Genomic DNA, 26,555 nt, shown 5'->3' with positions numbered 1-26,555 from the left:
CCCCTCCGGGCTTTCGTGGCTGGCACGCACAACCGACGCTGCCAGGGCGTCGGATAATGCGGGAAGTTTCATCCGGCCCCTGCCGCGAGGCATGGGCGAGCAGACGCCGAACGGCGCAACGGCGCCCTGGAAAAGGGCGGTCCGGGGCCCTGCATTCGGGCCGGGCCTCAAGGCCAGCCGCCAACGTTACCGGACCGTTACCTCAGCCCGCAAACCTCCCGGGAAGATCTCGGTGGCCTGCCGGGCACGGCCGACGGAGAACTTGCTGGGGTGGGGGATCGCAACCTCGTCGTCCGGCGTGGAGATCCTGCTGGTCACCTCACTCTCCGGGCGGAAAATCGTAGGAGGCCGGGATCGTCGCCGGCGCGGTGCCGTAGGACAGGACGATCTCGTCGTGCGCCTTGAACGGGAGGTCCCGGATCCCGGCGTCGAACTTCCGGCCGTTCACGTAAACGGTCCAGCCGTCCAGTGAACCCCCACCGGTGCCGGGGGCGCCGCTGCCACCGAGGACGCCCCACTCCGTCAGGAGCTGCCCGAGGGTGAAGACCTGGCCGGCGGTGGGGGACTCGATGTGGACCACGCCCGTGGTGTCGTGGGTGTGCAGGGCTGAGATGCCGTTGGCCCTGTGGTCAGCTCCGGTGGTGATGCCGATATTGGCCGGCACCGCGATGGGCTTGCCGTCCTTCAGCACGTCCAGATGTGCGTGATAGTGGTCCACGTTGCCCTCCGCCGTCAGCACCGTGAGGCCGGCTTGGGCGATCCGGCCGGGCGCCCCCGTGATGTCTAAAGCAAAATCAGGGGCCGGCGCCGCGGATGCCGCAGGTGATTCGGGCGACGGTGCGGTAGATGGCGCAGGGGCAGCGCACCCTGCCACCCCCAGCGTCATGGCGGAAAATACGATGGCGAGTGTCAGCTTGGTGTGCATGGTTGCGTAAACCGCTTTCGATCGGAGGCTTGCCAGTTCAGTCTAGGCAGATGGTCCGGGCCCACCGCCCAGGACACCTTGGCACCGCGTTTCCGCCGCGAGCCGCGAGGGGAAAGAATGGACAGGTGAGTGATGCCGGCGAATTCATCGACCTCTCGCTGCAGCGCGAAGCTTCCTGGCGCCGCGCTGAGCAGCTTCAGGCGCGGCTGGAAACGGAGCCGGCGGGCAGCGGCCTCCGGTTCTACGGCACGTCCGTGGGCGCAGTGCGCGGCACCGTCCGGGATGCCGGCCGCCGCTATCCCGGGCTGTCCCGCGATGACGTCACTGCGCTGAGTTCCGAACTGTGGGGCTCCGGGCTCGGAGGCTCCGGCCGGGGGGCCGCGCCGGTTTTCGAGCGCCGGCTGGCCGCCGTGGTCCTGCTGCAGGCCAACGTGAAGCTGCTGACCAACTCCGACCTCACCCGGCTGGAGGGCTTCATCCGGCAGGCGCGGGTGCGGGACCTTGTGGATCCGCTCGCCGTCGACGTCGTCGGGCCCCTGGTGGACGGACTCGATGTTCTGGCCAGGGTGCGGGCCGACAGCGTGCTGGACCGGTGGGTGCGCGAGCCCGATGCCTGGCTGCGCCGGGCCGCGCTTCTCTCTCCGTTGCTGGCGCTGCGCGCGGGCGCGGGGGACTGGGACAGGTTCCTCCGGCACGCCAACGAGGTGCTCGGCGAGCCGGGCGGGACGTTCGACGCCGACGGCACAGCTGTCCGGGATGCAGTCTCCCGGGTCCAGGCAGAGATGGCAAAGTGGAGGCCGGAGCTGCAATTCACGTCAATTGGAGAATGACCCTCCGAAATTTCGCCGCCGGCTCGGCTTTGGCCCAGGCATTTAGACATTCGGACTGTCAGGCCTTCGGACCCCCCGGATCGCCCTGCCCAACGGCGCTGCCGGAATTTCCGGACTTGCCGCCGGCATTTGCCGGGACCGCGAAAGTCCTCGCCGCCCGTGACCCGGCGACGGCGCCCGCGGCTATGGTGACCAGCGCTCCCACCAGCAGGGCCGCGGCCTCGCCCGGGAGCAGGACCTGAAGCTGCGTGCCGATGCTCGCCGCAGCCACCGGTACGCCAAGCTGGGCCGCCGACAACACCCCGAGCGACAGCGGGAGTCCCAGGAAAGCCAGGTCGGCGTGGGCCAGCAGGGCCCCGGCCCCCAGCAACAGGCCGAGGGCCATCATGTCCGGGTGCCCGGCCAGGTCCCTTAGCGTCAGCGATGCACCCAGCCACACGAAGAAGAGCGGACCCAGGAAGCCGTCGCTGAGCGCGAACAGTTGCCGGGCCAGCCGCCGCGGTTCGCCGACCGCAGCCATCACCAGGCCGAAAGAAAAGCCCGCCATCATCACAGACACATTGCTCCACGTCGCGACACCGGCCAGGGTGAAGAGCACGGCCAGCTGGATCCGTAGCTCCAGGGCAAACTTGCGGCTTTCCGAGAGCCGGTGCACGCGCCGACGGATTCCCTGGCGCTCCAGCCAGCGCAAGCCGACAAAGAGCACTACCGCGCACCCGGTCACCGCGAGGACACCCAGCGCCGCCTGGACTGCGTGGGGCGGATCCACCAGGAGCGGCAACGCCACAATGCAGGCTGTGTCGGCTATTGCCACCTGCGCTGTCATAGCGACGACATCTGGCCCGCCGAGGCGCAGGGAATCGACGATTGGAAGCACCAGGGCGGCCGACGAGGAGGCCAGCAGCACGACGTAGAGGGGAGCATGTCCAGTCCCGAACAGCAGTCCGATGCCGGTTCCGATCACCACCGCTGCCGCTGCGGCCACCATCGCCCGGCGGGAGCCTTTGCCGAGGGCGCCACGGATGTGCGGATCCCGCACGGGAACGTGGGTGCCTGCCACGAACATCATCAGCGCAAACCCGATATTGGCCAGCAGGGTGAACGTCGGGTCCGCGGGGTCCACCAGGGCCAGGCCTGAGCGCCCGATCGCGATGCCGGCCAGCAGCTCACCCAGCATGACAGGCAAGTGCCAGCGCGCCGGCAGGGCCAGCAGGGGGCCAGCCAAGGCGATGACGGCGATCAGCGCCAGCGACAGGAAGGTCACGGTTCGCGGCGGCCGGCCGGCGCCGGGCCTGACCGCCGTTCCACCACCGCATAGGCCTTGCCGTCCAGGAAAGCCCAGTCGTTGACAACCATGTACCCGAGCGCGTCCACCCGGTCATTAAGGATGTGCTCGTCGAAACCCCCGTCGCGCGGTTCCGCGTCCCATGTGCTCACGTGGACGTCCCCGCCGTCGAGGATCAGCAGCTCGGTGTTGACGTCGAAATCCTCTTGGGGCTGAGTGCTCAACTGGCAGATGGCGACACAATGGCTGTTCATTTTCGGGCCTCCGCTTCCGGTGGTGCTGATGGCATCATCCTATGTTCGGAAACGGCGCCGCCCTATGGGCAAATTGCGGCCCGGCATCACGGCGCCGTTACCTTAATGTGACTTTCGGGTGCGGTTCGCGCTACGGTTGATGAGTGCCTGTTGTCTCCGATACGGGCGCTCCCCAGCCGATTGCCTAACTCTGCCGCGGCCCGGGGGTAACTCGCATCAACGTCCGGCAGAGACGGGGAAACCACTTTTGATCTGCTGATATGCAGGTCTTGGGGTGAAGCCGCACAGTGCCCGCAACGACGGGCCCGGGAGTGCGGCCGGGTGCCTCCCATCCGAATCCGACAGCTCACCTCGCAGGCATTGGGAGAGGCTACATTTTTCATGACTTCAGTCAATACTTTTGCGCGCCATGCCGCCGTCCTCGCCGCCGCATCCGGCCTGGTCCTGACCAGCGGAATGGCCGCCAACGCCGCCACCGCCCCCGTGCAGCGTGACTCTGCTCCGGCGTCGAACGTCGACGTCACCGGACAGGTCAGTGCCCCCGTCAGCGCCGATTCAAGCGTCAAGATCAGCTTCGAGCGCCCCGCAGTGGATTCTGTTGCCGCGCCGGTCATCGAACAGCCCGTCGCACCGGCTCCGGCTCCCGCTGCAGCCCCGGCGGCAGCGCCCAAGGCTCCGGCCAAGCCGGTCATCCAGGTGCAGGCCGCTCCGGCAGCAGCTCCGGCAGCAGCGCCGGCCGCGGCGCCCGCGGGCGGACGCAACGCCATCATGCTCTCGGCCGCCTACAGCCAGGTGGGCATCACCCAGGACTGCACCGCCATGGTGGAAAAGGCCCTTGGCGCCGCGGGTAAGCCCGTTGGCGACATCGGTCCCCGCGCGTTCCTTGGCCTTGGAACCGTTGTGGCGACGCCGCAGCCCGGTGACATGGTGGTCCAGTCCGGCCACGTCGGCATCTACGCCGGCAACGGCCAGGTGGTCAGTGGCGGCATGAACGGCAAGAACCAGACCATGGTCCACCCGCTGTCCTGGCTCACCGCGACCGGCGGCGTGACGTTCGTCCGCGCCTAAGCCGCACGGCCCCGACCCGGGGCCAGACAGTCCGGAAAGACCGGCGCTCGAGTTCCCTTGGGGGCAACTCGACCGCCGGTCTTTCCTGTCTCCGCATTCGGGAGTCCGGGATCCCGATGGCAGATCTTTCCCCGGCGGATGGACCTCAGGGATTCCCGCTGCCCATGAGCGGAAGCGTCAACTTCATGACGGTTCCCTCGTCGCCCGTCGCGGCCACCTCGACGGTGCCCCCGGCCGCGACGGCAATCTCCCGGACCAGGGCCAGGCCGATGCCAAAGCTCCGCTGTCCCTGTGAGGTGCCGGTGCCGGCCGTCCGCACGAACCGGTCAAAGATCCGGGCCTGATCGACGCCGGTGATTCCGGTCCCGGAGTCCGCCACCGTGATCACGGCGCGCTTCTGCTCGATTGAGGTCGTGATGGACACGCGGCCGCCCGGAGGCGTGTGGGCCAGCGCGTTGTCCGCCAGGGCCAGCACGGCACGCCGCAGCGCATTCTTCTCGATCCGGGCCAGCGGCCGGGCAGCGGCGGAGAATTCCAGACGCACCTGGCGCTGCTCTGCCACCTGCTGGAGGCTGCCGGCGACGCTGGCGGCAGCGTCGGCGAGGTCGGCAGGGGGCGCGGAACGGTCCGGGGCCTCCGCGGTTGCCGCGAGGAGCAGTTCGTTGACAATCCCTGTCAGCGTCGCGGCGTCCTCCCGGATCCGGGCCAGGTCGTGGCTTTGCCTGGAGCCGGGCACAGTGTTGCGCTGGGCCAGCTGGATCCTGGTGTCCAGGATGGTCAATGGCGTGCGCAATTCGTGGCTGGCGTCCTGGACAAAACGCCGCTCCCTTGCCAGGGCATCACTGAGGGGACGAATCGCGCTGCGCGCACTGAGCCACCCGACGATTCCGGCCAGCAGGATTCCCGCCACCCCGGCGATGATCATGGCTTCGAGGACGTCCTTGGAATCCAGGTAGGTGTAGGCCGTCCCGGCCGCCGCCGAGCCCGGCACTTCAGGATGGGCCAGTTGGTTCGTGAGGTACAGCGCCGTGGCGGCGAGCAGCCCGAGAACCATGACCGCGCACGCAGCACTGATCCGCACCGCGACCTTGAGGGAAGCCTTGCGCAGGATGGAGTGGTCCGGATTTCCGCCGGCCGGCCGTCCGTCACTCATGGGCTTCACCGATCTGGTATCCGAGGCCGTGCACCGTGCGGATCACAGCTTTGGAGATCTTCCGGCGCAGGTGATGAACATAGGTATCGATCACGCCGGGCTGTTCCGAGGCGTGGAAGCACGCCGCGAGGAGCTCATCCCGGGTGAAGACGCGGTCCGGTTCCGCGGCCAGGGCAGCCAGCAGCTGGCCTTCCTTTGCGGTCAGTGACACCGTTTGCCCGTAGACGGAACGGACGGAGCGCTGCGTTGGATCCAGTTCCCAGTCCCCGATCGCCACCGGTGCCGGGGCCGGGGGAGTGAAAGTCCGCGTCAGTGCGCGCAGGCGTGCTGCCAGTTCGCCGGCGTCGAACGGCTTGGTCACGTAATCGTTGGCTCCGGCGTCCAGGCCCCTGACTTTTTCGTCGGCATCGCCCAGCGCGGTCAGGATCAGGATGGGCGTGGCAATGCCTTTCGACCGCAAAGCGGTAATGAGGGCGATGCCGTCCATGGCGGGCAGCCCGCGGTCCACCACCATGATGTCCCAGCTCCCGGTCAGCCCCTGGTGGAGGCCGTCGCGGCCGTTGGTGACCAACTGGACCCGGTAGTCCGGGTCCAGGAGCTCGGCGATGAGCGGTCCCAGGACGGCGTCGTCCTCGACGAGCAGCAGGGACGGAAGGTCAGCGGAGGTCATGTCAGCTATTCTTCCGCGGCCATTTCCTCAGTCCGCAGTCCGGCCCCGGGTTCTTCTGCCGTGTCGCCGGCGGCTTTGTCTGCGGTTGCGGCTGCGCCGCGGGAGTTCCGGCGGCGTTTGAGGAGCTGCACCACCCCCGGCACGACGGAGACGAGCACCATGGCCACGACGATGGCGTCGATGTTCCTGGCGATGATGTCAAAGTGCCCCAGCCAGGTGCCAAGCATCGTCACGGAGGCTGCCCACGCGACGGCGCCGGTGATATTCCACAGGGTGAAGGATTTGTAGTCATAGCGCGCGGTCCCGGCGGTCAGCGGAGCAAACGTCCGGACCATGGGGACGAAGCGGGCCAGCACGACGGCGGCCCCGCCGTGGCGGCGGAAGAAGTCCTCCGTGGTGGTCAGGTGCGCTGTCTTCAGGATCCGGGCGTCGTCCTTGAACCATCGCCGGCCAAATTTCCGTCCGAGCATGTAACCGACCTGGTCCCCGGCGACCGCGGCCGCGGTGACGATGCCGATCAGCACGGGCAACGTCAGTTGCAGCTGCTGGTGCAGAAGTCCTGCTGTGAACAACAGGGAGTCGCCGGGCAGGAAGGGAAAGAGCACGCCCGATTCGATGAAGACCATCACCGCGATCACACCCAGGGCGGCCGGGCCCAACCCGGCGAGCAGGCTTGCGGGATCCAGCAGGGACAGTGTTCCGGCGGCGTGGACGGCCGGAAGGGCGGCAAAAACGTCGATGGCGGGCATTCTCATTTCTCCTCACTGCCCAGCGGCCGGCTGCCCCAACGGGCCCGAATCCGCTCCGCTATCCGCGGCGCGAGAAGGTTCCACAGTCCCGCGAGCAGGACCACAGCCGCGCTCGAGGCCAGGAACGACGCCGCGACATCAGTGGGGTAGTGAACGCCGATGTACAGCCGTGACCAGGCTACGACGAGGGCCATCACGGCCGCCGCGAGGGCCGTGACCTTGGCCCAGCGGGTTCCACGGGCCAGGAAGTACACTGCGAATCCCAGTGCCACCGCAAATGACACGTGGCCGCTCGGGAAGCTGTTGGAACCCGTTTCCGGAGCCAGGGGATCGAACAGCAGGGCAGGGCTGGGCCGCTGGCGGGCCACGAGGAGCTTGAAGAATTCACTTGCCACCCAGCCGGATGATGCCACGAGGCCGAAGGCAATCGCCTTGGCCAGGCCGCCGCGGAAAAGCCAGATGTACAGCGCCGCGGCGCCGATCAGCGCGAGGCCCGCCACCGGGCCAAACACAACATTCAGCGCCATCGCGACGGCGGTCAGGGCGGCGGCGTGGTGCTGGCTCAGGTCCTGATCGACCCCGAGCTCGGCGGCACTGAAGCCGGGTGTCAGCTGCGCCGCCAGGCCCAATGCCACGACGGCGGCCGACAGCAGGACGCCCAGCACTAACCAGTGGCGGACCTGGGGGAGGGCCCACAGCCGGGGACCCGCGGCGGGGCGCACGGCGTCGGGACGGCTTGGTGCTCCACTTCGGCTGAGTGCTCCAGCACCGCCCAGCGGCGCATCGCTCTTAACAGGGGCAGGTCCAGTCATGGGTTCCTCCGGCTCGGGACAAGGGCGCCCGGACAGGCGACGACTCCCACTCTTCCGCCAGCCCGTTAAGAAACGCTTAAGAAAGTGACGCGGCGCCGGCCGCAGCGCCGTACGCAGCGCCGGCCGCAGCGGGGTGCCGCAGGCCCGGCTGCTCCGTGCCGGCTACGCGGCGTAGCGCAACAGCGCCACCCCGTTGCCGAAGGCGCGCGTCTCCAGCAGCCGGAGCTGGGCTTTGCTGTCCGCAGCCTTGAACATGGGCCGGCCCCGTCCGATCAGGACCGGATGGACGTACAGCCAGTATTCGTCGATCAGCCCGAGCCGCCGGAAGGTGTCGGCCAGGTCTGCCCCGCCGAGGGCCAGGTCCCCGCCCGGCCGCTCTTTCAGGGCCAGCACTTCTTCCGGCACCACATCCCGGACCACAGTGGTGTTCCAGGCGGCAGTTGTCAGCGTCCGCGAGTACACGATCTTGGGCATGTCCCGCCAGATCCGGGCGAACTCGGCCATCACTGCGCCGGCGGCCGGGTCCTGGTCCGCGGTGGGCCAGAACTCTTCCATCAGCTCGTAAGTGACGCGGCCGTCAAGGAAGGCACCCATGGTGCTGAGCTGTTGGTTGAAATGGCGGTGCAGCTCGTCGTCGACCATGTGCCAGCTGATGTCGCGGTCCGGGCCCTCGAAGAATCCGTCGAGGGACACCTGCATGGCCAGGATGATTTTGCGCATCGCCGCTCCTTACGTTTTCACCAGCGTACGCCGCTGCTTCGGATGGCAGACCCACTTTTTCCCGGAGACGTGCCCTTGCGCGGGAAGCCGCTTGCGGGAAGAATGCTGGAAGTCTATGGCCCCACCGCGGTCAGTCACCTTCGGGGAAGTATGATGCCTTCGAACGATTCGAACGACAGCACGGGGCCGGTCCCGAAGCCTGAGCCGGCGCCGCGGCACTACCGCTCCGGCGGGCACCGGGCCAACGACGGTTCCCGGCCCGGTCTGCGGTCCCGCGCCCGGCGTGATGGGAGGACCCGGCGACAGTATCTGACGGCGGCCGCCGTCGCACTGGCCCTTGTGGCTGCCGGTGTCTATGCAGGCGTCCAGGCGGCGCTACCCGTTGACCCGCCGGCCGCCGCAGCGACGCCGACGGCGCCGGTCACGGATGCCGGCCGGACCGTTCCGCCAGCATCTGACCTGCCCGCAACTGCTTCGCCAGCAACTGCTTCGCCCGCGGCCGGCGCCGTCCCGGCGGCCGCCGGGAAGCCCGCTGAGATCCCCGCCGTGCCTGCCGTCGCGGTCCCGGCCATTGACCCGGAACTGGACAGCCAGATCAACGGGATCATCGCGGCCAACAGTGCCTATGCCCTGGGGGTGTCCTTGATCGATGTCTCCGACGGCGTGGTCCACGGCTACGGGATCCAGGACAAGTTTGTGGCCGCCAGCACGGCAAAGATTCTGGCCGCGTCGGCGTATTACCACCTCGTTGAGACCGGCCGCGCCTCGCTGACCGCCCCCATGGGCAACTCGACTGCCGGCACCCAGATCCGCCGGATGGTCCAGCAGAGCAACAACGATTCGTGGGCGCTGATCCTGCGGGCGGTCGGTGCGCGGGGCATCACGGATTACGCCGCCTCGATCGGGATCACCTACGACCGCACGGTCAACCTGCTGACGCCCGCAGAAATGGCCAGGACCCTCCAGTTGCTCTACACGGGACAGCTGCTCAATGCCCGCAACACCGCCCAGCTCCTGTCCTATATGCAGAACACCAACTTTGAGACACTGATCCCGCCGGCGGTTCCGCCCGGGGTAGGGGTTCACCACAAGTACGGGCTGCTGTTCGGAAACCTGCATGACGCGGCCGTCCTGGACAAGGACGGCCGGGCCTTCGTGTTCGTCGTGTACACCCGCGGCAGGAATTACTCCGATATGGGCCCCCGCACCCAGGTCATTCAGCAGCTCACCCGGACCGTGACCGCCGCCCTGTTCTGATGGTTGGGGTTCTGGCGCCGGCCGCTGTTAGACGGACACCGGTCCGGCGGCAGCGCGTTCCTTCTCCCTGGTCTTCCTGGACTTGGCGAACCGGAGATAGAGCGAGGGCACGATGAACAGATTGAGCAAGGTGGAGGTGACCAGGCCGCCCAGGATAACCACGGCCATGGGGTGTTCAATTTCATGGCCCGGGATGTTGCCCATGACAACCAGGGGTACCAGGGCCAGCCCGGTGGCCAGGGTAGTCATGAGGATGGGCGAGAGCCGCTCCGCCGCCCCGCGCATCACCAGGTCGCGGCCGAAGGTTTGGCCTTCATAGGTTTCCAGATGCTGGCAGTGGTTGATCAGCAGGATGCCGTTGCGCGCGGCGATCCCCATCACCGTGAGGAAGCCAACGAGGGACCCGAGGGACAGGACGCCGCCGGTCATGTAGGCGGCTATGACCCCGCCCACCAGGGCTACCGGCAGCGTCAGCAGCGACAGGATGGCCAGCCGCCAGCTGCGGAAGGACGCCTGCAGCAGCAGGAGGATCAGGACAAGGGCCGCCGCGGAGTAGATCATCAGGCGGTTCGTTGCCGCCTCGCGCTCGGTGTATTCGCCGAGAAGCTGCACGCTGTATCCTGCTGGCAGATCCAAGTTCTCCAGCCGCGACTTCAGCTCGCCGGCTACGGTTCCCAAGTCCGCTCCCTGGGCCAGGAAGGATCCCACCTCGACGCGGCGGGATCCGTTGGTGCGATCAATCTGGTTCGGCGTCGCCTGCAGGCTCACGTCCGCGACGTCGGCGAGGCGAACCCGCGCTCCGCTGGGCGTATCGATGGGCAGATCCTCGATGGCGGTGACGGACGAGCGGGTGGCCGGGGTGCTCCAGACCTGGACGTCGTAGGCCCGGCCGTCCCGGAAGACGTCGCCGACTTCCTCGCCTGCCACGAGTGTCGCGGCCGCACGCCGGACATCTCCCGGTTTGAGGCCGTACTTCTGCGCCGCGGCCAGGTCAACCGTCACGGCGATCTGGGGGACTTCCACCTCGAGGGAGACGTGCGGGTTCTGGGTGCCCTGAATCGAGTCCATGATGGTCTTGACCCGTTGGGCCTGTTCCCGGAGCACGTTGAGGTCGTCTCCGTAGACCCGGACCAGGATGGGCTCGCTGGCGCCGGTGATGACCTCTTCAATCCGCTCCTTCAGATAGGTCTGGACGTCACGGTGCAGCCCCGGGTAACCTTTGACCACTTCCTCCACGGCGGCCACCGTCTCGTCGTAGTCGGCGTGGCGGTCGATGCTGATCCAGTGTTCGCCGGCATTGACACCGACGATTTCGTCCGCGGCGAATGCCTGCCCGATGTGCGTGCCGCAGTTCAGGACGCCGGGGACCTTGAGGAATTCCTCACAGCCGCGCTGGGAGATCCTGAACTCTTCCGCGGCAGAGGTTCCCGGTTCCGAGATCCAGTGCATCAGGAAGTCCCGTTCCTTGAACGTGGGGAACAGGGACGAGCCCATCAGGGGAGCGAGGAGCAAGCCCACGACGGCAAGCACGCCAAAGCCTGCGTAGCCGAACCGGGGCCGGTTCATGGCCTTGGACAGGGCGGCGTGGTAGCCGCGTTTGAGCACACGGACCAGCGGCGCATCGCGTTCTTTCAGTTTGGCGTTGCCCAGCAGAATCAGGGCAAGAGCCGGCGTCACTGTCAGCGCCACGAACATGGAGGCCAGGACAGCCAGGGTGTAGGAGACGGCCAACGGCCGGAAGAAGACGCCGGTCAGCCCGTCCAGGAAAAAGATCGGTACGGCGGCGACCACAATGATCAGGGTCGCGTAGACGATCGGGCTCCGCATCTCCAGGGAGGCTTTCAAAACCACCGATGCCGCAGATTCGTCACTGCCCCGGGCGCGTCGCTGCCGAAGCCGGCGCATGATGTTTTCGACGTCGATGATCGCATCATCGACCACGACGCCCACGGCTATGACCAGCCCCGCGAGGACCATCGTGTTGATCGCACTGGAGGTGAAATAGAGCACCAGTGCGGCGGTGAGCAGGGACAACGGAATGGCGACGATGCTGATCAGGGCCGTGCGCCACTGGAAGAGGAACGCCACGAGGATCATGACGACCAGCAGGCAGCCCAGCAGCAGCGCGATGCTGAGGTTGGAGATCGCCTCCTCGACGAAGCTGGCGGGCCGGAAGATCGTGGTGTCGAAGTTGATACCGCTCAGGCCCGGCTGCAGCTCGTGGAGGGCCTCCTCCACGCCTTTGGTCACGTCCAGTGTGTTGCCCCAGGGCAGCTTCTCGACGATCAGCATGAGCCCGTGACCGTTGTTGATCACGGCGTCACCAATCAGCGGCTGATGGTCCTCGACAACTTGGGCAACGTCGCCCAGGTGCAGTGCCACGCCGTCCTTTTCCCGGATCGTCACCTGGGCCAGATCCGCGGGCGTTTGGATCGGCTGGACGTGGCGGACGCCCATCCTTTGGGTCGGACTGTCAATGAAGCCGCCGGTGCCGATGAAGCGTCCTGGCGAGTACTTCAGCAGCCCGGCGTCGAGGGCGCCGGCGGTGACTTCCATGACCTGGTTGAGGGAGACGTTCTGGGCCTTGAGCTTGTCAGGCTCCACCTGGACCTGCAGCATCTGGAGCCGCTCGCCCCAGATGGCCACGTTGGCCACCCCGGGGACCCGCAGCAGACGGGCCCGGATGGTCCAGTAGGACAGCATGGACATTTCGATGAGCGAATGTTCCGACGACGTCATCCCGATCTTCATCACGCGGCTGGTCGCGGACAGCGGCTGCAGCATCACCGGCGGGGCCGCCCACGTCGGCAGCGCCGCGGTCACCGACGCCATCCGTTCCGAGACGAGCTGACGGGCGTTGAGCAGGTCAGTGCCCTGATGGAAGAGCAGCACGATCGAGGACAGCTGGGGCACGGACTTGGACCGTATCTCGTCCAGGCCCGGCATGCCGCTGACCGCGGCCTCGATCGGCACACTGACGAGCTCTTCGACTTCCTGGGCGGTCAACCCGAGGCATGCGGTCTGGATTTCGACGCGCGGCGGGGCGAACTCCGGGAAGACATCCACGGAAGCGGCACCCAACTGCAGGGAACCGAGCAGCATCACGGCGCACGCGAGGGCGACAACAACCGTCTTGAAACGGAGGCTGATCCCGATGAGCCAGCGCATGTCACTCGGCCGTATCGAATTCGGTGCCGAGAAGTTCCTCGGCCCCTGTCGTGACAACCACGGTCCCTGCCGGCGGCCCGTCCGTCAGGACGGCGACGTCGCCATTGATGCGCTGGACGGTGATGGACTGGCGGACGTAGACCTGGGGCTCGGGGTTGGTGTAGACCCATGCGTTGCCCGAGCTGTCGTAGAGTATGGCCCCGTAGGGGACGGTGAGCTTCCCGGTCTTGGGATCTACGGCAACCACAGCTGTCGCGATCCCGACCCGTTCAATGGCGTGCTCGGTGAGGGTGAGCCGGTGAAGGTCCGTGCCGGGGACTTCAGCGATAGCCGCCGGTTCGCCTTCGGACGGTGCGGCCTCCGGCGCCTGGGCGCAACCTGTGGCGGAGAGAGCGGTGAACGCCGTCACGAACAGCGCAAGGATGAAAACCGCGACCTTGTGGCCCCTCGGCGAAAGTGTGGAGTTCACGACGCATCCTGGCTTTCAGTTTGTGCTGCGGTGCCCTGACCGGTCCGCGCGCTGGGTGCTTGCTTCGGCTCGAACCGAAGCAGCACAGCGGGCACAACAAACAGGGTGAAGAAAGTTGTTGTCAGCAGGCCGCCCCAGATGATCACGGCTAGCGGCAGGATAATTTCCGTTCCGACGACGCCGCCCAGAAGGACCAGGGGCAAAAGCGCCAGGGCCGTGATCACGGTGGACATCAGGATGGGTCCCAGTCTCTCCTTGGTTCCGCGGACCACCAGCGCAGGCCAGGGCGCCGAAGCATCTGTTGCCCGTAAATCCCGGACCTGGCCCGTCAGCAGGAGTGTGCCGCGCACGGCGATCCCCAGCACAGCGGCGAAGGCGACCAGGGCCACCAGCGAGTTGACCCCGCCCGTGGCCTGGGCGGCCAGCACACCGCCGGACAGTGCCAGGATCAGGCCCAGGAAGAGCGGGCCGGCGAGCCGCCAGCTCCCCGTCGCCGTCTGCAGCAGCACCAGGATGCCGGCCGCGGCAACCGCCGCGAGCAGCCAGAGCCACTGGTAATTGTTCTGCTGCTGGGCGTATTGGGTGAGGATCTCGGCGTGATAGGAAATCGGGAACTGCATCTGCTGCAGGGCCGTGTTGATGTCTCCTTCGATGTCGCCCAGCGGACGGCCCTGGATGTCGGCCTTCACATCGATGCGCCGCGAGGTGTCGTCGTGCAGGATCACGGACTCGTTCCCGACCATGGTCACCTGCGCGACGTCGCCGAGTCGGGCGTGCCCGCCGTTAGGTGTGTCAATGATCAGGTTGCGGACGCTGTCCAGGCTGCTGCGGGTGGCTGCATTCCCCTTCACGATGACCGAGAAGACCTTCTGCTGTTCGTACAGGTTGCCGACTTCGATGCCTTGCAGCAGGGCGGCAGCCGCGCGCCGTACATCACCGGGGACGACGCCGGCTTTTTGGGCCGCGGCGAGGTCCACTTTGACCTCGGCGATCGGCTGTTCGGGGGGCAGGTCGACGTGGGGATTAACGACGCCGGCTGTGTGCTCCAGGATTGTTTGGACCTCCGCCGCCTTCTGCCGCAGGACTGTCGGGTCCAGGCCAAAGACCCGCACGGCAAAGCCGCTATCGGCTTCTTCGCGGATCCGGTCGATGCGTTGTTGCGGGTAGGTGGAAATTTTGCTGGTCAGGCCCGCGTAGCCGGCGATCACGCGGTCGACGGCGGCGGCCGTGTCCGGGTAGGACGCGTCCGGGGCCACGGTCACCCACAGCTCGCCGGAGCTGACGTCACCGACCTGATCCGAAGTGATCGCGCGCCCGACGTGTCCTCCGACATTGGCCACGCCCGGGACGGTGCGCAGTTCTACGGCAGCAGCCTCGGTGATCCGGCTCATTTCCTGGTCCGAGGTGCCTGCTATCGCGCTCCAGTGCACCACCAGGGTCTTGTCCGCCAGCACCGGCACCACAGGACGGGTCCCGGCCAGCTGGGGTGCGAGCGCCAGTCCGGCCACCGCCAGCACCGCCGCGGCTGCGAATACCCACCGCGTCTTTTGCGTCAGCCGCGTCACGGTCCGGCCGTAGGCGCCTTGCAGCCGCGCCAAGGAACGCCGTTCCGGCGCCTTGGAACCGACCGGAAGGACGAACGCCAGTGCCGCCGTGACCGTGAGCGCCACGATCATCGAGACAACCAGGGCCAGCAGATAGCTCTGGACCAGGGGTCCGAACAGGGCACCGTTCTCACCGGAAATAAAGAGCGCGGGCATGACGGCCAGCGCCATAATCAGCAGCGAATAGAGGATTGGCGTGCGGGCTGCCCGCAGGGCGCCCGGGATCACGGAGTCGCGTCGGCGCTGGTCCTGTGACTGGTCCAGGCCGGCCTCCGTCCCGCCGTCGGCAGTTTCGTGGCCGGACCTGGCCGCGGCGCTGCGTGCCCGCGCGATGCCGTTCAGGTCTTCCGCGACGTCGCCTACGATGACGGCCAGGGCAAGCACCATGCCGGCCAGGACCATGGTGTTCATCCCGGTGCCACGCAGATCGAGCACCAGCGCTGCCGCGGTCAGCGATACGGGAATCGTGATCAGGGTGATCAGGGCCGTGCGCCAGGAACGGAAGAAAGCGCCAAACAGGGCAACGATCAGCAGCAGCGCGATCAGCGCAGCGACGCCGAGCGTCCCGACCTCTTCGTCGATAAAGGAGGCCTGCCGGTAGACACTGGTATCGATCACGACTCCGGGCAAGCCGGGCTGGAGCTCCCGGAGGACCTCGTCAACGCCCCGAGTCACGTCCATCGTGTTGGTCTCCGGGAACTTTTCGATGACCAGCAGCAACTCGGCTTCATTGCTGAGCAGGGCGTCGCCGATCAGAGGCTGGTGGTCGGTTGCCACCGTTGCCACGTCTTTGAGCAGGAGATTGCCGGCCGGACCTTGGACAGGAACCTGGCCCAGGTCTTCCGGCGTGGTGATAGGCAGGACATGCTGGACGCCGATCCGCTGGTGGCCCGTCTCGAAGAAACCGCCGGTGCCCGGTGTGGATGCTTCCAGGTAGCTCAGTGGCGAAACCCACACGGAGTTGCCGGTCGTCTTGATGATTTCGTCCAGCGTGACGCCCTTGGCTTCGAGCTGTGCCGGGTCCACCAGGACTTGAAGCTGCTGGTCGCGCTGGCCCCAGATCGCCACGTTCGCGACGCCGGGAACGGCAAGGAGTCCGGGCTTCATGGTCCAGCGGGCCAGCACGGACATGTCGATGGCGGACATGTTTTTGGACGTTAGCCGGACCATCATGACCCGGCTGGTCGAGGACAGCGGCTGCATGAGCACTGGAGCCGCCGAAACATTCGGCAGTGCACGCGCCTGGGTCAGCCGTTCCGAGACGAGCTGGCGTGCCCGCAAAATGTCGGTCCCCGGCTTGAAAACCATCTGGATCGACGAAAGGCCGGGCACGGATTTGGACCGGATGGCTTCAACCCAGGCCACCCCGTTCAGCAGGTCGGCCTCCATGGGCGAGGTGACGAGTTGCTCAACCTCGGCGGCCGAGAGTCCCAGGGCTTCAGTCTGGATCTCTACCTGCGGCGGGGCGAATTCCGGAAAGGCGTCCACGGACATGCCCGGCAGATTGGTGAGCCCGAGGGCCAGGATTCCTGCCGCGGCGGCCAGGACCAAGAGCCGGAACTGCAGCGTCCAGCGCACGATTGCATTCATCATGGCCGGTACCCCGCTGGCTCCACCGTGGTGCAGGGGCTGGCGGGATTACGTCCGCGTCGGCTTCGTCGGCCGTCGGGGTGGGCGGAGGGAGGGGGCGGGTCGTGGAGCGGTCCTGCCGCGAAACCGATCACCGGGAAAACGGTGCTGACTGCTTTTCCTGCTTGGCCAACTGCACATTTACTATTCACGGCGCGGCTCCTCAACCTCAGGCCATAGCGCCCCCCAGCCGATAAGAGCCATAATGATCTTCGGGCACACAGGCGTCAATAGGGATACAGGTGACCGCCATGAAGGCAACCGCAGGGGACCGCATCATCATCCGGGGGACGACGGTCGAGTCCACGGACCGGCACGGTCTGATCCTTGAAGTGAAGGGTGCCGACGGTGCGCCGCCGTACCTGGTCCGGTTCGACGACGGCCACGAAACGATCATGTTCCCCGGTGGGGATTTCGCCGTCGAAAAGGCCGCGGGCGGGCCCTAGGTCCGTTAGCGCGCCCTAGAAACTCGACGAGCTCCCGGACCCGGAAAAGCTTCCGCCGCTGGACCCGTACCCGGTGGTGGTGCCGCCGCCGCGCGCGCTGCTGACGCTGCTGATGCCGCTGCTGAAGCCGGTGTTGAAGCTCGGGACCGAGAAGAAGTAGTAGGACGGGTACACCGTTCCGAGGATGCTCGGCTCGTACGTGCGGCCGTATTTTGCCTTCGTTCCCGCCTGCGCGCTGTCCATTTCCTCGCGCATGAGCCCGGCTTCCTTCTCATTGCGGGCAAAGGCCTGGATCAGGGTGTCGGCGTGATTTTTCAACAGCTCCGATAGGTGGGTCCGGGCGTCACGCAACCTGTCCAGCGCCGTTTCCGGTGTGATGGAGCCGTCCGCCAGCTCCGTCGACCAGCGCTCCATGTCGCGCCGGCTTTCATCGCGGAAGGACCGCAGTGCCAGCGACGTCCCCGAGGTTCCCTCGGCCCGGCGCTGGCTGAGCAGGTCTTCCACGCCGTCCAGATCGTTGCGGAACGGCGCGAGCTGGCGGTCCCAGGCGGCAGGCCAGGACGAGCCCCGGTTGAGCAGGGCATTGGTATCGGCGATCACGTCGTCCAGGGCGTCGAGTTCGGCCGCGGCGTCGGCGTAACTCCGGACCAGTTTGAGGTTGGGCCGGCGGCTCAGGTCCCTGCTGCTGAGGGCGTGTACCTGGGTGGAAAGTTCGGTGGCCGTACCGTAGCGGTTCACGAACGTGCGGTGCTTTTCCAGCACCGTGCTCCCGTACCGGGAGGACTCGGGAATGGTGCTGGCGTTGAGCTCGGTCACCTGCAGGTCCATGCTGACATTGGCGTAGCTGGCGTCGCCCCGGGCCAGTTCCTTCCGGCTGGACACCCGGGTCCGCCACCGCACGATCAGCCAGGCCGCGGCTCCGCAGACCGCGGCGACCACCGCCGCCCAGGCTGTGACGAGGAAGGCTGTGGAACGGTACCACGGCTGATTGATGAGTTCGGCGCCGCGGCGGATCCCGGCAATGGTGCCCTCGGTCCACTGCGCATCGCGAAGCAGCTCTTTGGCGGCGTTCTGGATGTCCTCGCGCTGTTCGGGCGAGACCTTCCGGTCCTCACCCATGTACGTCCCCACATGCCGGCCCACCGGATCCAGGGCGAAGATGAACAGTCCGTCTGCCCACTTCTGCCCGTCGGCACTGATCCATTCGGGATATTCGGTGCGGGCGAACCGCAGGACTTCTTCGTTCAGATTGTCGGCGGCAGTGCCGTTATAGGTGTAGACCGCAACTTTGGTGGGCTCATAAAAGTCGGTGGCCTGAACCGCCGGCAACAGCGTCCGCTGGTCCAACACCCCGGCGCGGTCTTCAATGACGACGGCGGTCGGCGTCGTGGCGAGCGCGGCCGGGGCCCCGACGAGAAGGCCGGCCATCAGCACAACAGCAGCGGCGAGGGCTTTGCGCATGATTCCCATTTTCCGAGCGTAGTGGCTGGCTTTGGCTGCGTCGACGCGGACGCCGCGGAAAGGGGACGAAAGACATCGTGACCGTGCGCTGGACGGCGTCCATACTTGCGCCATGAGGCCGCCGCCTGAAGGACTGCCGGAGGAACCCCGCCCGGAGGATCCCGGCCCGGAGGATCCCCGCCCGGAGGATCCCGGCCCGGAAAAGCCGGGGGAGGCGGGGGAGCCGCGCCGCACCAGGGCTGACCGGACCCTGCTGGCCATCATGGCCGCGATCGCGGTGATCGTCATCATCGCGCTGGCAGTGGTCTTCACCCGCGGGGAGCCCGCGCCCCTGGCCGAGTCAACGCCCGCCGGCGTCGCGCAGCGCTACGCCGCCGCCGTCATTGCCGGGGATGAGGCGGCCGCCTCCGCCTACCTGACGCCGGCCGCCCGGAGCAAGTGCACAACCGGGTCACGCCCCTCGGCCCGGAACCTGCGAGTCACGCTGGTGTCCACCACCGAGCGGCCGGAATCCGCGGACGTGAGGGTGCTCATCACCGTGTCCGAGCCGGGCGGTCCCTTCGGCAGCGCCGAATACCAGGTGGAGGACGCGTTTGACCTCGTTCGGGCGGGCAACGGCTGGCTGATCGACACCGTGCCCTGGCCCCTGGCAGTGTGCACCGGCGAGGCGAAGCAATGAGCGCCCAAGGGACAGTGCGCCGGCTCATCACCTACGCGTTGCTGTTCGCACTGGTGGTGACCACCGCCGTCGGGCTCAGCGGACTGCTGGGCCGCCTGCTGGTGGCGGGGACAGAGCTGGCCCCGGACGACGTCGCCGGGCTCGCGCGCTCGCTGGCGTTCGCCCTGATTGGCGGGCCGCTCGCGGCCCTCTTGTGGTGGGCGGTTTGGCGGCGGCTCGAGGACCCGGAGGAGCGGTCCGCCATCGGCTGGGGTCTCTACCTGGCAGGCGCCTACCTGCTCGCCCTGCTCATCGCGGCCACCAACGTGCTGAACACTCTGTCCTCGCTGATCGGCGGGCAGGGCCTTCAGTGGCGGCTGTCCCTGGCCACAGGTCTGGTGTGGGCTGCGGTCTGGGCCTGGCACCGGTGGATGTGGCGTGACCCCCGGAAGAATCCGACAGTCCTCTCCGGTGTCCCTACGGTGCTCGGCTCGGTGCTGGGGCTCGTGCTGGGCGTGGGCGGCGCCGTCGCAGCCTTATCCACCTTGCTGGATGCCGCCCTGCGGGGAGCCGCGACGGAGGTGTCGGTGGGCAAACCGTGGTGGGTGTCGGCGCTGCAATCCCTGGTCTGGGCCGTCGGCGGAACCATTATCTGGTGGTGGCATTGGAATCACGACGGCGGCCGGAGGCTGCGGACCGGGCTGGCCGACGTCGCGCTCATCACGGTCGGGGTGCTTGGCGCCGGCGTTCTGACCTTGGGCGGAGCCGGGGTGGCGCTCTTCGTGGTCCTTCGCCTGCTGTTTGACCGTTCCGAACCGCAGGAGCTCCTGCTGGAGCCCCTCGCGCCGGCTGTGTCTGCGGCCGCCATCGGCTGCCTCGTCTGGGTCTACCACCGCAACATCGCGCGCGGGCGCTCAGAGGCCACGCTTCAGGGCGGCAGGCTGGTGGCCTCCGGCGTCGCCCTGGTCGCGGCAGCGTCCGGGATAGGCGTGATCGTCAACTCGGTCCTCGCCATGACGGCGACGCCGCTGGCCGGCTCCGGGGCGCGGACGCTGCTGCTTGCGGGAATCAGCTCGCTCCTGGTTGGCGGGCCGGTCTGGTGGCTTGCGTGGCGGCGCGTGGAGCAGGCGGCGGCGACCGGCGCCGGCCTGAACGCGCGCCGGATCTACCTGGTGGCCGTGTTCGGCCTGAGCGCCGTGGTGGCGGTGGTCACGCTGCTGGTGATCGGGTTCCGGATCTTCGAGTTCGTCCTGGGCGAGGTCAGCGGGGGAAGCCTCGTGGACCGGATCCGCGCACCCCTGGGGCTCCTGGTCGCCACGGGACTCGTGTTCGGGTACCACTTTGCCGTGTGGCGGCAGGACCGCGCCGTGCTCGCCGCGGCCGGTCCGGTCCGTCCGCGAACCATCGGCCACGTGTTCCTCGTGGCGGGATCCGACCCCGCACCGCTGCGGCGCGTCATCGGCGAGGTCACCGGGGCCGGCGTCACGGTCTGGAAACGGGCCGACGGCGGTGCCGGCACTGCCGGCGCTGCCGGTGCTGGCGTTGCCGGTGGGGACGTCGCGGGCGATGCCGGGGCCGAGGAGAAGCGGTTGGCGGCCGCACTGGAGGGTGTGGCGGCGCCCCGGGTTCTGGTCGTTGCCGATCAGCACGGGGGAATTGAGGTCATCCCGCTGCAGGGCTGACCGGCCTGTCCTGAGCCTGGTCGGGCCGGGCAACCGAAGGACTCTGGTCAGCCGGTTGCGGCGGGGCTAATCTGATCCGTGCCGGCTCCCCGGCCGGCCACAACAACGGAGAAATCAGGGATGCAGCATGGCTGGCAAGTATGAGGTCTACAAAGACAAGTCCGGCGGATTCCGGTTCCGGCTTAAGGCCTCCAACGGCGAGGTGATCGCCTCCTCGGAGAGCTACAAGACCAAGGCGAGTGCCATGGGCGGGGTCGAGTCCGTCAAGAAGAACGCGGCCTCGCCGGTGGTCGATCTGACGGAGGCAGCCGCTGAGAAGGGGTGAACCCGCAGGGCACGCGCCCGGTTGGGCCGGTCACCGCCTAGGATTGCCGCATGTCTACTTATGAAGTTACCCGCAGCGCAGTCATTCCAGCCCCGGCGCAGGAGATCTTTCCGCTGGTCAACAGCTTCCACGAATGGACCAAATGGTCCCCTTGGGAGGCCGTTGATCCGGCCATGGAACGGAGCTACTCCGGCAGCGAATCCGGCGTCGGTGCCAAGTACACCTGGAGCGGAAACCGCAAGGCCGGCTCCGGCACCATGGAAATCGTGGACACGGCCGAGCCGCGCGACATCAAGATCCGTCTGGAATTCACCAAGCCCTTCAAAGCGGTCAACCCCACCTCCTTCACGTTCACGCCCTCCGGTGACGGCACTCAGGTCACCTGGACGATGACCGGGGAGAACAAGGGCATCGGCAAAGTGTTCGCCCTGTTCATGAACATGGACAAAATGGTCGGCGCCGACTTCGAAAAGGGCCTGGCCTCGCTGGCCGGCGCCGTGAAACAGCGACAGGCCTGAGTCGGGACGCCGCCGGGCCGCCCCGGCGGCCCGTCATTCCCGGCACGTTGGCCGGTGAACTGCTGCCGTTCAGGTCTGCCCGGCGCTCCGGACCAGTTCCGGGTGATGAATCCGGGCGACCTCGGGGTGGGCCCGCAGCCAGCCTTTGAGCACGTTTGCGCCGTAGGACGCGAGCATCGGATTGTCCGGATCATCGGTGACCCCCCGGGACCGGGCCGCGAGTGCGGGCGGCAGGGGCACTGGCTCAATGACGGCATCGAGCCGGGGCGAGAAGAAGAAGGGGACCGTGTAGCGGTCGACGCCGGCCGGGGGCGCCTCGACGCGGTGGATGGTGGCGGCCAGGTAACCCTGAGTCGCGACTTCGAGCATTTCGCCCAGGTTGATGACCAGGGCCCCCGGAATGGGTTCGACCGGAATCCAGCTGTCCGTGCCCGGCGGGAGTACCTGCAGGCCGCCGACCTGGTCCTGGAGCAACAAGGTGACAAAGCCGTAGTCCGCGTGCGCGCCGACACCCTGCGGACCGGCATCAGCGACGACGCCGCCGACGTAGTGGACCAACTTGGCCATCCAGGCCGGTGAGTCCCGGAAGGGTTCATCGAAGTATCCTTCGGGCAGTTCCAGCGACACGGCGATGGCGCTGAGCAATTCGGCCCCGACGCCGGACATCCGTTCCGCCCAGGCCATGCACACGGTGCGCAGCTCGGGCAGCGCCCGGTCCGGCAGCAGGTTCGGCCCTTGGACCAGCCAGTACGGCTGATCCGGCGGGTAGTCCTCCACGGCGGGACGCTCCGGTCCAAAATCCAGCTGCTCCCGCGCGTCCGGCCGCCCCTGGGTGATTTCGTGGCCCAGCCGCGTGTAACCGCGGAAATGCGGCGAGAGCCGGTTGTCCAGTTCCAGCCGTGATGCAAGCGGAAGCTCGAAGAAGCGCCGCGTGACGTCGAAGAGCTCATCCACCTCGGCGGCAGAGGCCCCGTAACCGGTCAGCTGGAAGAAGCCCACCCGGTGCGTGGCGTCGCGCAGTGCATCAATAAACGCCGGGTCAAACCTGCCGTCGCGCCCCCTGGCGGTACTCAGGTCCAGGAGCGGAATGGAATCCGATGGTGCGCCCATGAGTGCAAACTACCACCACAGCATTCACTACTGAACTCATTCCCAGCAACCGTGCAGGGTCCTCGCGGGTTTTCTTGACCGCGGTGTGAAAGAGTGCAGACACTGAAGCCGCCAAATCCACGCTGACAGGTCAATCAGAAAGCCGGAATCCATGAGCCGGACTGCCACGAAAAATCATCGACGAATCGCCGCGCGGCTGCTTGTTGCAGCAGTCCTGGTGGCGTCGGCAGCGGCGTGCGAGCCGGGGCCGCCGGGCGCCAGCCCGGGTCCCACTGCCGGGGGCACCGCCACCGCGGGGGCGGCGTCGAAGCCCGGGCACGTGTTCGTCATCAATCTCGAGAACAAGGGCTACAACAAGGTGTGGGGCGCAAGCTCGGAGGCCCCCTACCTGTCGCAGACGCTCCGCAGCCAGGGCGTCCTGCTTTCCAAGTACTACGGGATCGCCCACAATTCGAACCCGAACTACCTGGCCCAGATCTCCGGCCAGCCGTCCAATGCCATGACGAGGGAGGACTGCCCCACCTACGCCGCGTTTGAGCTGACGGGGACGGGCGCGCTCGGCCTGGCGGAGGGCGCCGGCTGCGTCTATCCGGCCTCGGTCCCCACGGTCGCCGGGCAGCTCAGCGCCGCAGGCAAGACCTGGAAGGGTTACATGGAAGACATGGGCACGCCGTGCCGTCATCCCGAACTCGGCGGGCAGGACACCAGCCAGGGCGCCAAGGTGGGTGACCAGTACGCAACGCGGCACAACCCGTTCGTGTATTTCCAGGCCATCACCTCGTCACCGGACTGCCAGAGCAACGTGGTGGACTTCAGCGAACTCCGCGGCGACCTCCAGTCCGTAGCCACCACCCCGAACCTGTCCTACATTTCGCCCAATCTTTGCAATGACGGCCACGACAACCCCTGCGTCGACGGCAGCCCAGGCGGACTGGCCGCCGCCGACACTTGGCTGAGCCAGCAGGTCCCGGCCATCCTGGATTCCCCGGCCTTCCGGCAGGACGGGATGCTGGTGATCACCTTCGACGAGTCCGAGGGCAAGACCGTTGGGCCCTCAGGGCTGCTGCCCGGAGGGACGGCCGGCGGCAGGATTGGTGCGCTGGTCCTCTCGCCGCTCACCAAGGGCGGCACGACGTCGGACCGGCCCTACAACCACTTCAGCCTCCTGGCCAGCATCGAAGACGCCTTCTCGCTCCCGCGCCTCGGGTACGCCGGGGCGCCGGGACTGGACAGTTTCGGCGGAGACGTATTTAACGCCGGGTCCTAGCGCGCGTCACCCCTGGACGCCTGCGTTGTAGACGTCGAGTCCGAAGCGGTTCAGTCCAGGGGCTCCCGCGTAGCCCAGGTACGGCAGGCCGAAGGTGTCTTCGATGCTGGCCAGCAGGCTGTAGTGGTTATAGGGAGTAGTGGACCAGGTTCCGCCCCTGGTAAAGGGTGAGATCACGAGCGCGCCGACGCGGCCGCCGCCCGGGCCGGTGATGCCCGGCTCGGGTGAGTTGGGTCCGGCGGTTTCGCCGCAGCAGGCGGCGGCATCCGACTGCGGGCCGTCGGATTCGTCGAAGGTGACCACCAGGACGCCGTCCTGTTTGAACGCCGGGGAGGAGGTGATGGCCGGCACCCATTGCCTGAGCCACTCGTCGGCGCTGGCCAGGCCACCCGGCTGTCCGTCCACGCACGGGGCGTCGTGGCCGTCGTGGCAGAGGTTCGGCGTAATCATGGACAGATTGGGGGTCGTGGCGGTCGACGCGAGGTCTGTCTTCAAGGCGCTGAGGTCGACGTCGTTCTTGGCACAGTCCGGGGAGCCGGTGATCCCGGCGAAGTAGACGAAAGGGTTGTGACGCGTCGCGTACTGGTCCCCGACCTTGGCCTTCTGAGTGTCGTCCACCGCGCCGAGGGCCGGATGCCGGCAGGGCGTTCCCATGTCTTCCATGTAGCCCTTCCACGTCTTGCCTGCGGCCGTCAGTTGCCCGGCCACCGTTGGCACGCTGGCCGGGAAGACACAGCCGTCTCCGACCGCCTGGCCGGGACTGGCCGTGCCACTTCCGACAAACGGTGAGTAGGTCTGGCAGTCGGCCTGCATTTGGGGGTTGGGGCCTTGGCCGGAAATCTGGGCGACGTAGTTCGGCTGAGAATTGTGGGCCGTGCCGAAGTACTGGTTCAGCAGCACCCCCTGGCCCCTGAGCGTCTGGGACAGGTACGGGGCGGCCGACGCCGGGCCCCACGTCCCGTCGTAACCCTTGTTTTCCAGGTTGATGATGAAGACATGTTTGGCACCGGGCAGGTAACCCTGGCCCGAGGTGGCTGTCGGAGCGCTGGCTGTGGCAGCCGGCTGGGCCGGTCCGCAGCCGATCGCCGCCGCCGCCAGCAGGACAAGGGCCGCGGCGGAGGCCCGCAGAGCTGGCCTGCGGACCCGCCGGAGGGGCCCGGGGGCCGCAGTCGTGGTTTCTGTGGTGGTGGGGTTCACGGGAGTTTCCATCCGTCGGCGAGTGCTTTCTGTTTGAGTCCGGACCATTCCTCGGCCGGCGGCGGCCCCACGGGGGTGCAGGCCGGGCCGGCCACGAAGGGCGGGACCAGGTAGGTGGGAGCGGTCAGGTTTGCCGGTGCGCCGAAGTCCAGGACTTCGGCGATGTTGCGGGCCGCGCTGTCCCGGGGCGTCAGCGGAGGCAGGTTCCACCGCCATTCGATGGCCTTCAGTACGGACGTGTGATCGTAGATGTCGTGGGCGACGTACCGGCGTCGGGCGCGCGGGGAGATGACCACGGACGGCACCCGGAAGCCCCTCAGCGCCGTCGCGGCGCTCATGTCCGGGGCCGTACCGGGGGCGACGTGGTCGTAGAAGCCGCCCCACTCGTCATAGTTGATCACCAGCAGCGTCTTGGCCCACCCCGGGCCGGTGGTGACGGCGTTGTAGACCTCGGCGAGAAATGTCTCCCCGGAGCGGATGTCCGCGTGCGGGTGGTCATCGCCGGATGTTCCCGATCCCTCGTCGGTGAACCGCGGATCCACGAAGGACACCGCGGGCAGGCTGCCGGCGCCGGCGTCAGAGAGGAATTCGGAGTAGTGGTGCGAGATCCCGAGGTACTTCGTGCCCCAGAGCGCGGTGAACGGGATATCGCCGTAGTAGTACTTTCCGTCCACCCCGGCGGCGGCCAGCCGGTCCCAGATGGTCGGGAGCGTGGATGTCACGGTGGAGTTGTGCAGCCGGTCGGTGGCCGCCGCGTGCTGGTAGAACCTGTTCGGGTAGGTTTCGGCCATCGTGGCGGCAAAGTACCGGTCGCAGACCGTCCAGTCCGGGCCGGCCTGGCGCCAGAAATCGAGGTCGGCCGCGTCGTAATAGCCGACGGCGAACTCGTCGTTTTCCCCGGCCAGGAGCCAACCGTTGTTCTTGCCGCCGTTGTACTGGATCCGGCCGCCCTCGTACGAGTGGTCCGGGTCCGGGTGGCCGCAGCCCTGGAAGTCCGTCAGGTGGTGCGTGGTGTGCGGAGTCCCATAGCGGTCCGTGAAGCTCAGGCCGGCCTGCTGGCCGTCTGAACCGGGCAGCCAGCCCAGGAAGTGGTCGAAGGAACGGTTTTCCATCATCAACACGATGATGTGGTCAATGCCGGATGCGGCGGCCGGGGGCAGGGCGGCAGTGGCGGCCTCCGCTGCCCGCCAGCTGTTGCCGGCGGCCAGCGCTGTGGCTGCGGCCGTTCCGGCGGCGGTCAGGAACGTGCGTCTTGAGAAGTTCACGCCCAGCAGTAGATCACAGGCAGATTACGAGAA

At 67.5% G+C, this 26,555-nt stretch carries 25 protein-coding genes and 1 riboswitch; of the genes, 9 read left to right on the top strand and 16 right to left on the bottom strand.

Annotated features, from left to right (window positions below):
- Positions 1-186: 186 nt before the first annotated feature.
- Both AC1DN2_RS08990 and AC1DN2_RS08985 read right to left on the bottom strand, forming a co-directional pair.
- Entirely contained in the window at positions 187-318 is a 132-nt protein-coding gene (locus AC1DN2_RS08990) for a hypothetical protein (RefSeq protein WP_476850051.1), read from the bottom strand.
- A 1-nt stretch (position 319) separates the two neighbouring features.
- Positions 320-925 (bottom strand): hypothetical protein, encoded by a 606-nt coding sequence (locus AC1DN2_RS08985; RefSeq protein ID WP_476850050.1) that lies wholly within the window; start codon positions 923-925, stop codon positions 320-322.
- A gap of 125 nt (positions 926-1,050) precedes the next feature.
- Between AC1DN2_RS08985 and AC1DN2_RS08980 the strand changes: the two genes are divergently transcribed.
- Entirely contained in the window at positions 1,051-1,755 is a 705-nt protein-coding gene (locus tag AC1DN2_RS08980; RefSeq protein WP_476850049.1) for a DNA alkylation repair protein, read from the top strand.
- Between the two features lie 58 nt (positions 1,756-1,813).
- Here AC1DN2_RS08980 and AC1DN2_RS08975 read toward each other — a convergent pair whose 3' ends face one another.
- Together AC1DN2_RS08975 and AC1DN2_RS08970 are read right to left on the bottom strand one after the other, a co-directional pair.
- Positions 1,814-3,019: a cation:proton antiporter gene (locus AC1DN2_RS08975; protein ID WP_476850048.1), complete on the bottom strand. Its 1,206-nt coding sequence runs from the start codon at positions 3,017-3,019 to the stop codon at positions 1,814-1,816.
- The gene (locus tag AC1DN2_RS08970) at positions 3,016-3,264 is read right to left on the bottom strand and encodes a hypothetical protein (RefSeq protein ID WP_223916806.1); all 249 of its coding nucleotides are present in this window, start codon (positions 3,262-3,264) and stop codon (positions 3,016-3,018) included. The genes AC1DN2_RS08975 and AC1DN2_RS08970 overlap by 4 nt, the downstream gene beginning before the upstream one ends.
- Positions 3,265-3,465: 201 nt before the next feature.
- Positions 3,466-3,668: riboswitch (cyclic di-AMP (ydaO/yuaA leader) on the top strand.
- 7 nt (positions 3,669-3,675) lie between these two features.
- Here AC1DN2_RS08970 and AC1DN2_RS08965 point away from each other — a divergent pair.
- Entirely contained in the window at positions 3,676-4,362 is a 687-nt protein-coding gene (locus AC1DN2_RS08965; RefSeq protein ID WP_476850047.1) for a hypothetical protein, read from the top strand.
- A gap of 145 nt (positions 4,363-4,507) precedes the next feature.
- Here the strand turns inward: AC1DN2_RS08965 and AC1DN2_RS08960 are convergent, their stop codons facing one another.
- The 5 genes from AC1DN2_RS08960 to AC1DN2_RS08940 all read right to left on the bottom strand — a co-directional run bounded on the left by AC1DN2_RS08960 (position 4,508) and on the right by AC1DN2_RS08940 (position 8,466).
- Positions 4,508-5,515 carry a sensor histidine kinase gene (locus tag AC1DN2_RS08960; protein ID WP_476850046.1) on the bottom strand — a complete coding sequence of 336 codons (1,008 nt, stop codon included), beginning with the start codon at positions 5,513-5,515 and terminating at the stop codon, positions 4,508-4,510.
- Entirely contained in the window at positions 5,508-6,185 is a 678-nt protein-coding gene (locus AC1DN2_RS08955) for a response regulator transcription factor (RefSeq protein WP_476850045.1), read from the bottom strand. The genes AC1DN2_RS08960 and AC1DN2_RS08955 overlap by 8 nt, the downstream gene beginning before the upstream one ends.
- A 5-nt stretch (positions 6,186-6,190) precedes the next feature.
- A complete protein-coding gene (locus AC1DN2_RS08950; RefSeq protein WP_476850154.1) occupies positions 6,191-6,934 on the bottom strand; it encodes a DedA family protein in 744 nt (247 codons plus the stop codon).
- 2 nt (positions 6,935-6,936) lie between these two features.
- Positions 6,937-7,746 (bottom strand): phosphatase PAP2 family protein, encoded by an 810-nt coding sequence (locus tag AC1DN2_RS08945; protein ID WP_476850044.1) that lies wholly within the window; start codon positions 7,744-7,746, stop codon positions 6,937-6,939.
- 162 nt (positions 7,747-7,908) lie between these two features.
- On the bottom strand, positions 7,909-8,466 hold the full coding sequence (locus AC1DN2_RS08940) for a dihydrofolate reductase family protein (RefSeq protein ID WP_476850043.1): 558 nt from the start codon (positions 8,464-8,466) through the stop codon (positions 7,909-7,911).
- Positions 8,467-8,616: 150 nt separating this feature from the next.
- Between AC1DN2_RS08940 and AC1DN2_RS08935 the strand changes: the two genes are divergently transcribed.
- Positions 8,617-9,723, top strand: coding sequence for a serine hydrolase (locus tag AC1DN2_RS08935; RefSeq protein ID WP_476850042.1), 1,107 nt, complete (start codon positions 8,617-8,619; stop codon positions 9,721-9,723).
- Between the two features lie 27 nt (positions 9,724-9,750).
- On the opposite strand, the gene AC1DN2_RS08930 is transcribed toward AC1DN2_RS08935, so the two are convergent.
- Genes AC1DN2_RS08930 through AC1DN2_RS08920 form a run of 3 tightly spaced genes read right to left on the bottom strand, consistent with a single transcriptional unit; the run spans position 9,751 to position 16,557 of the window.
- Entirely contained in the window at positions 9,751-12,891 is a 3,141-nt protein-coding gene (locus AC1DN2_RS08930) for an efflux RND transporter permease subunit (RefSeq protein ID WP_476850041.1), read from the bottom strand.
- Between the two features lies 1 nt (position 12,892).
- Positions 12,893-13,360 (bottom strand): hypothetical protein, encoded by a 468-nt coding sequence (locus AC1DN2_RS08925; protein WP_476850040.1) that lies wholly within the window; start codon positions 13,358-13,360, stop codon positions 12,893-12,895.
- Positions 13,357-16,557: an efflux RND transporter permease subunit gene (locus AC1DN2_RS08920; protein WP_476850039.1), complete on the bottom strand. Its 3,201-nt coding sequence runs from the start codon at positions 16,555-16,557 to the stop codon at positions 13,357-13,359. Before AC1DN2_RS08920 ends, AC1DN2_RS08925 begins: the two co-directional genes overlap by 4 nt.
- A 287-nt stretch (positions 16,558-16,844) precedes the next feature.
- On the opposite strand from AC1DN2_RS08920, the gene AC1DN2_RS08915 reads away from it, so the two are divergent.
- Positions 16,845-17,039 carry a DUF1918 domain-containing protein gene (locus tag AC1DN2_RS08915; RefSeq protein ID WP_476850038.1) on the top strand — a complete coding sequence of 65 codons (195 nt, stop codon included), beginning with the start codon at positions 16,845-16,847 and terminating at the stop codon, positions 17,037-17,039.
- 15 nt (positions 17,040-17,054) lie between these two features.
- Here AC1DN2_RS08915 and AC1DN2_RS08910 read toward each other — a convergent pair whose 3' ends face one another.
- Positions 17,055-18,509 carry a DUF5129 domain-containing protein gene (locus tag AC1DN2_RS08910; protein ID WP_476850037.1) on the bottom strand — a complete coding sequence of 485 codons (1,455 nt, stop codon included), beginning with the start codon at positions 18,507-18,509 and terminating at the stop codon, positions 17,055-17,057.
- Positions 18,510-18,612: 103 nt separating this feature from the next.
- Here AC1DN2_RS08910 and AC1DN2_RS08905 point away from each other — a divergent pair, with 103 nt between their 5' ends.
- The 4 genes from AC1DN2_RS08905 (at position 18,613) to AC1DN2_RS08890 (ending at position 21,683) form a co-directional block, all read left to right on the top strand.
- Positions 18,613-19,179 carry an LpqB family beta-propeller domain-containing protein gene (locus AC1DN2_RS08905; protein ID WP_476850036.1) on the top strand — a complete coding sequence of 189 codons (567 nt, stop codon included), beginning with the start codon at positions 18,613-18,615 and terminating at the stop codon, positions 19,177-19,179.
- Entirely contained in the window at positions 19,176-20,840 is a 1,665-nt protein-coding gene (locus AC1DN2_RS08900; RefSeq protein ID WP_476850035.1) for a DUF5671 domain-containing protein, read from the top strand. The genes AC1DN2_RS08905 and AC1DN2_RS08900 overlap by 4 nt, the downstream gene beginning before the upstream one ends.
- Before the next feature lie 127 nt (positions 20,841-20,967).
- The gene (locus tag AC1DN2_RS08895) at positions 20,968-21,165 is read left to right on the top strand and encodes a YegP family protein (RefSeq protein WP_223916785.1); all 198 of its coding nucleotides are present in this window, start codon (positions 20,968-20,970) and stop codon (positions 21,163-21,165) included.
- 50 nt (positions 21,166-21,215) lie between these two features.
- Positions 21,216-21,683, top strand: a complete 468-nt coding sequence (locus AC1DN2_RS08890; RefSeq protein WP_476850034.1) for an SRPBCC family protein — start codon at positions 21,216-21,218, stop codon at positions 21,681-21,683.
- Between the two features lie 69 nt (positions 21,684-21,752).
- Here AC1DN2_RS08890 and AC1DN2_RS08885 read toward each other — a convergent pair whose 3' ends face one another.
- On the bottom strand, positions 21,753-22,793 hold the full coding sequence (locus AC1DN2_RS08885) for an isopenicillin N synthase family dioxygenase (protein WP_476850033.1): 1,041 nt from the start codon (positions 22,791-22,793) through the stop codon (positions 21,753-21,755).
- 151 nt (positions 22,794-22,944) lie between these two features.
- Here AC1DN2_RS08885 and AC1DN2_RS08880 point away from each other — a divergent pair, with 151 nt between their 5' ends.
- A complete protein-coding gene (locus AC1DN2_RS08880; protein ID WP_476850032.1) occupies positions 22,945-24,060 on the top strand; it encodes an alkaline phosphatase family protein in 1,116 nt (371 codons plus the stop codon).
- A 6-nt stretch (positions 24,061-24,066) separates the two neighbouring features.
- Here AC1DN2_RS08880 and AC1DN2_RS08875 read toward each other — a convergent pair whose 3' ends face one another.
- The gene (locus tag AC1DN2_RS08875) at positions 24,067-25,257 is read right to left on the bottom strand and encodes an alkaline phosphatase family protein (RefSeq protein WP_476850031.1); all 1,191 of its coding nucleotides are present in this window, start codon (positions 25,255-25,257) and stop codon (positions 24,067-24,069) included.
- The gene (locus AC1DN2_RS08870) at positions 25,254-26,522 is read right to left on the bottom strand and encodes an alkaline phosphatase family protein (protein ID WP_476850030.1); all 1,269 of its coding nucleotides are present in this window, start codon (positions 26,520-26,522) and stop codon (positions 25,254-25,256) included. The genes AC1DN2_RS08875 and AC1DN2_RS08870 overlap by 4 nt, the downstream gene beginning before the upstream one ends.
- Positions 26,523-26,555: the final 33 nt, after the last annotated feature.

It is taken from the genome of Arthrobacter sp. 01L42 (genome assembly GCF_056400005.1).
Note: the sequence above shows the minus strand (reverse complement) of the source record. Positions and strands in the feature narration are given on the sequence as shown.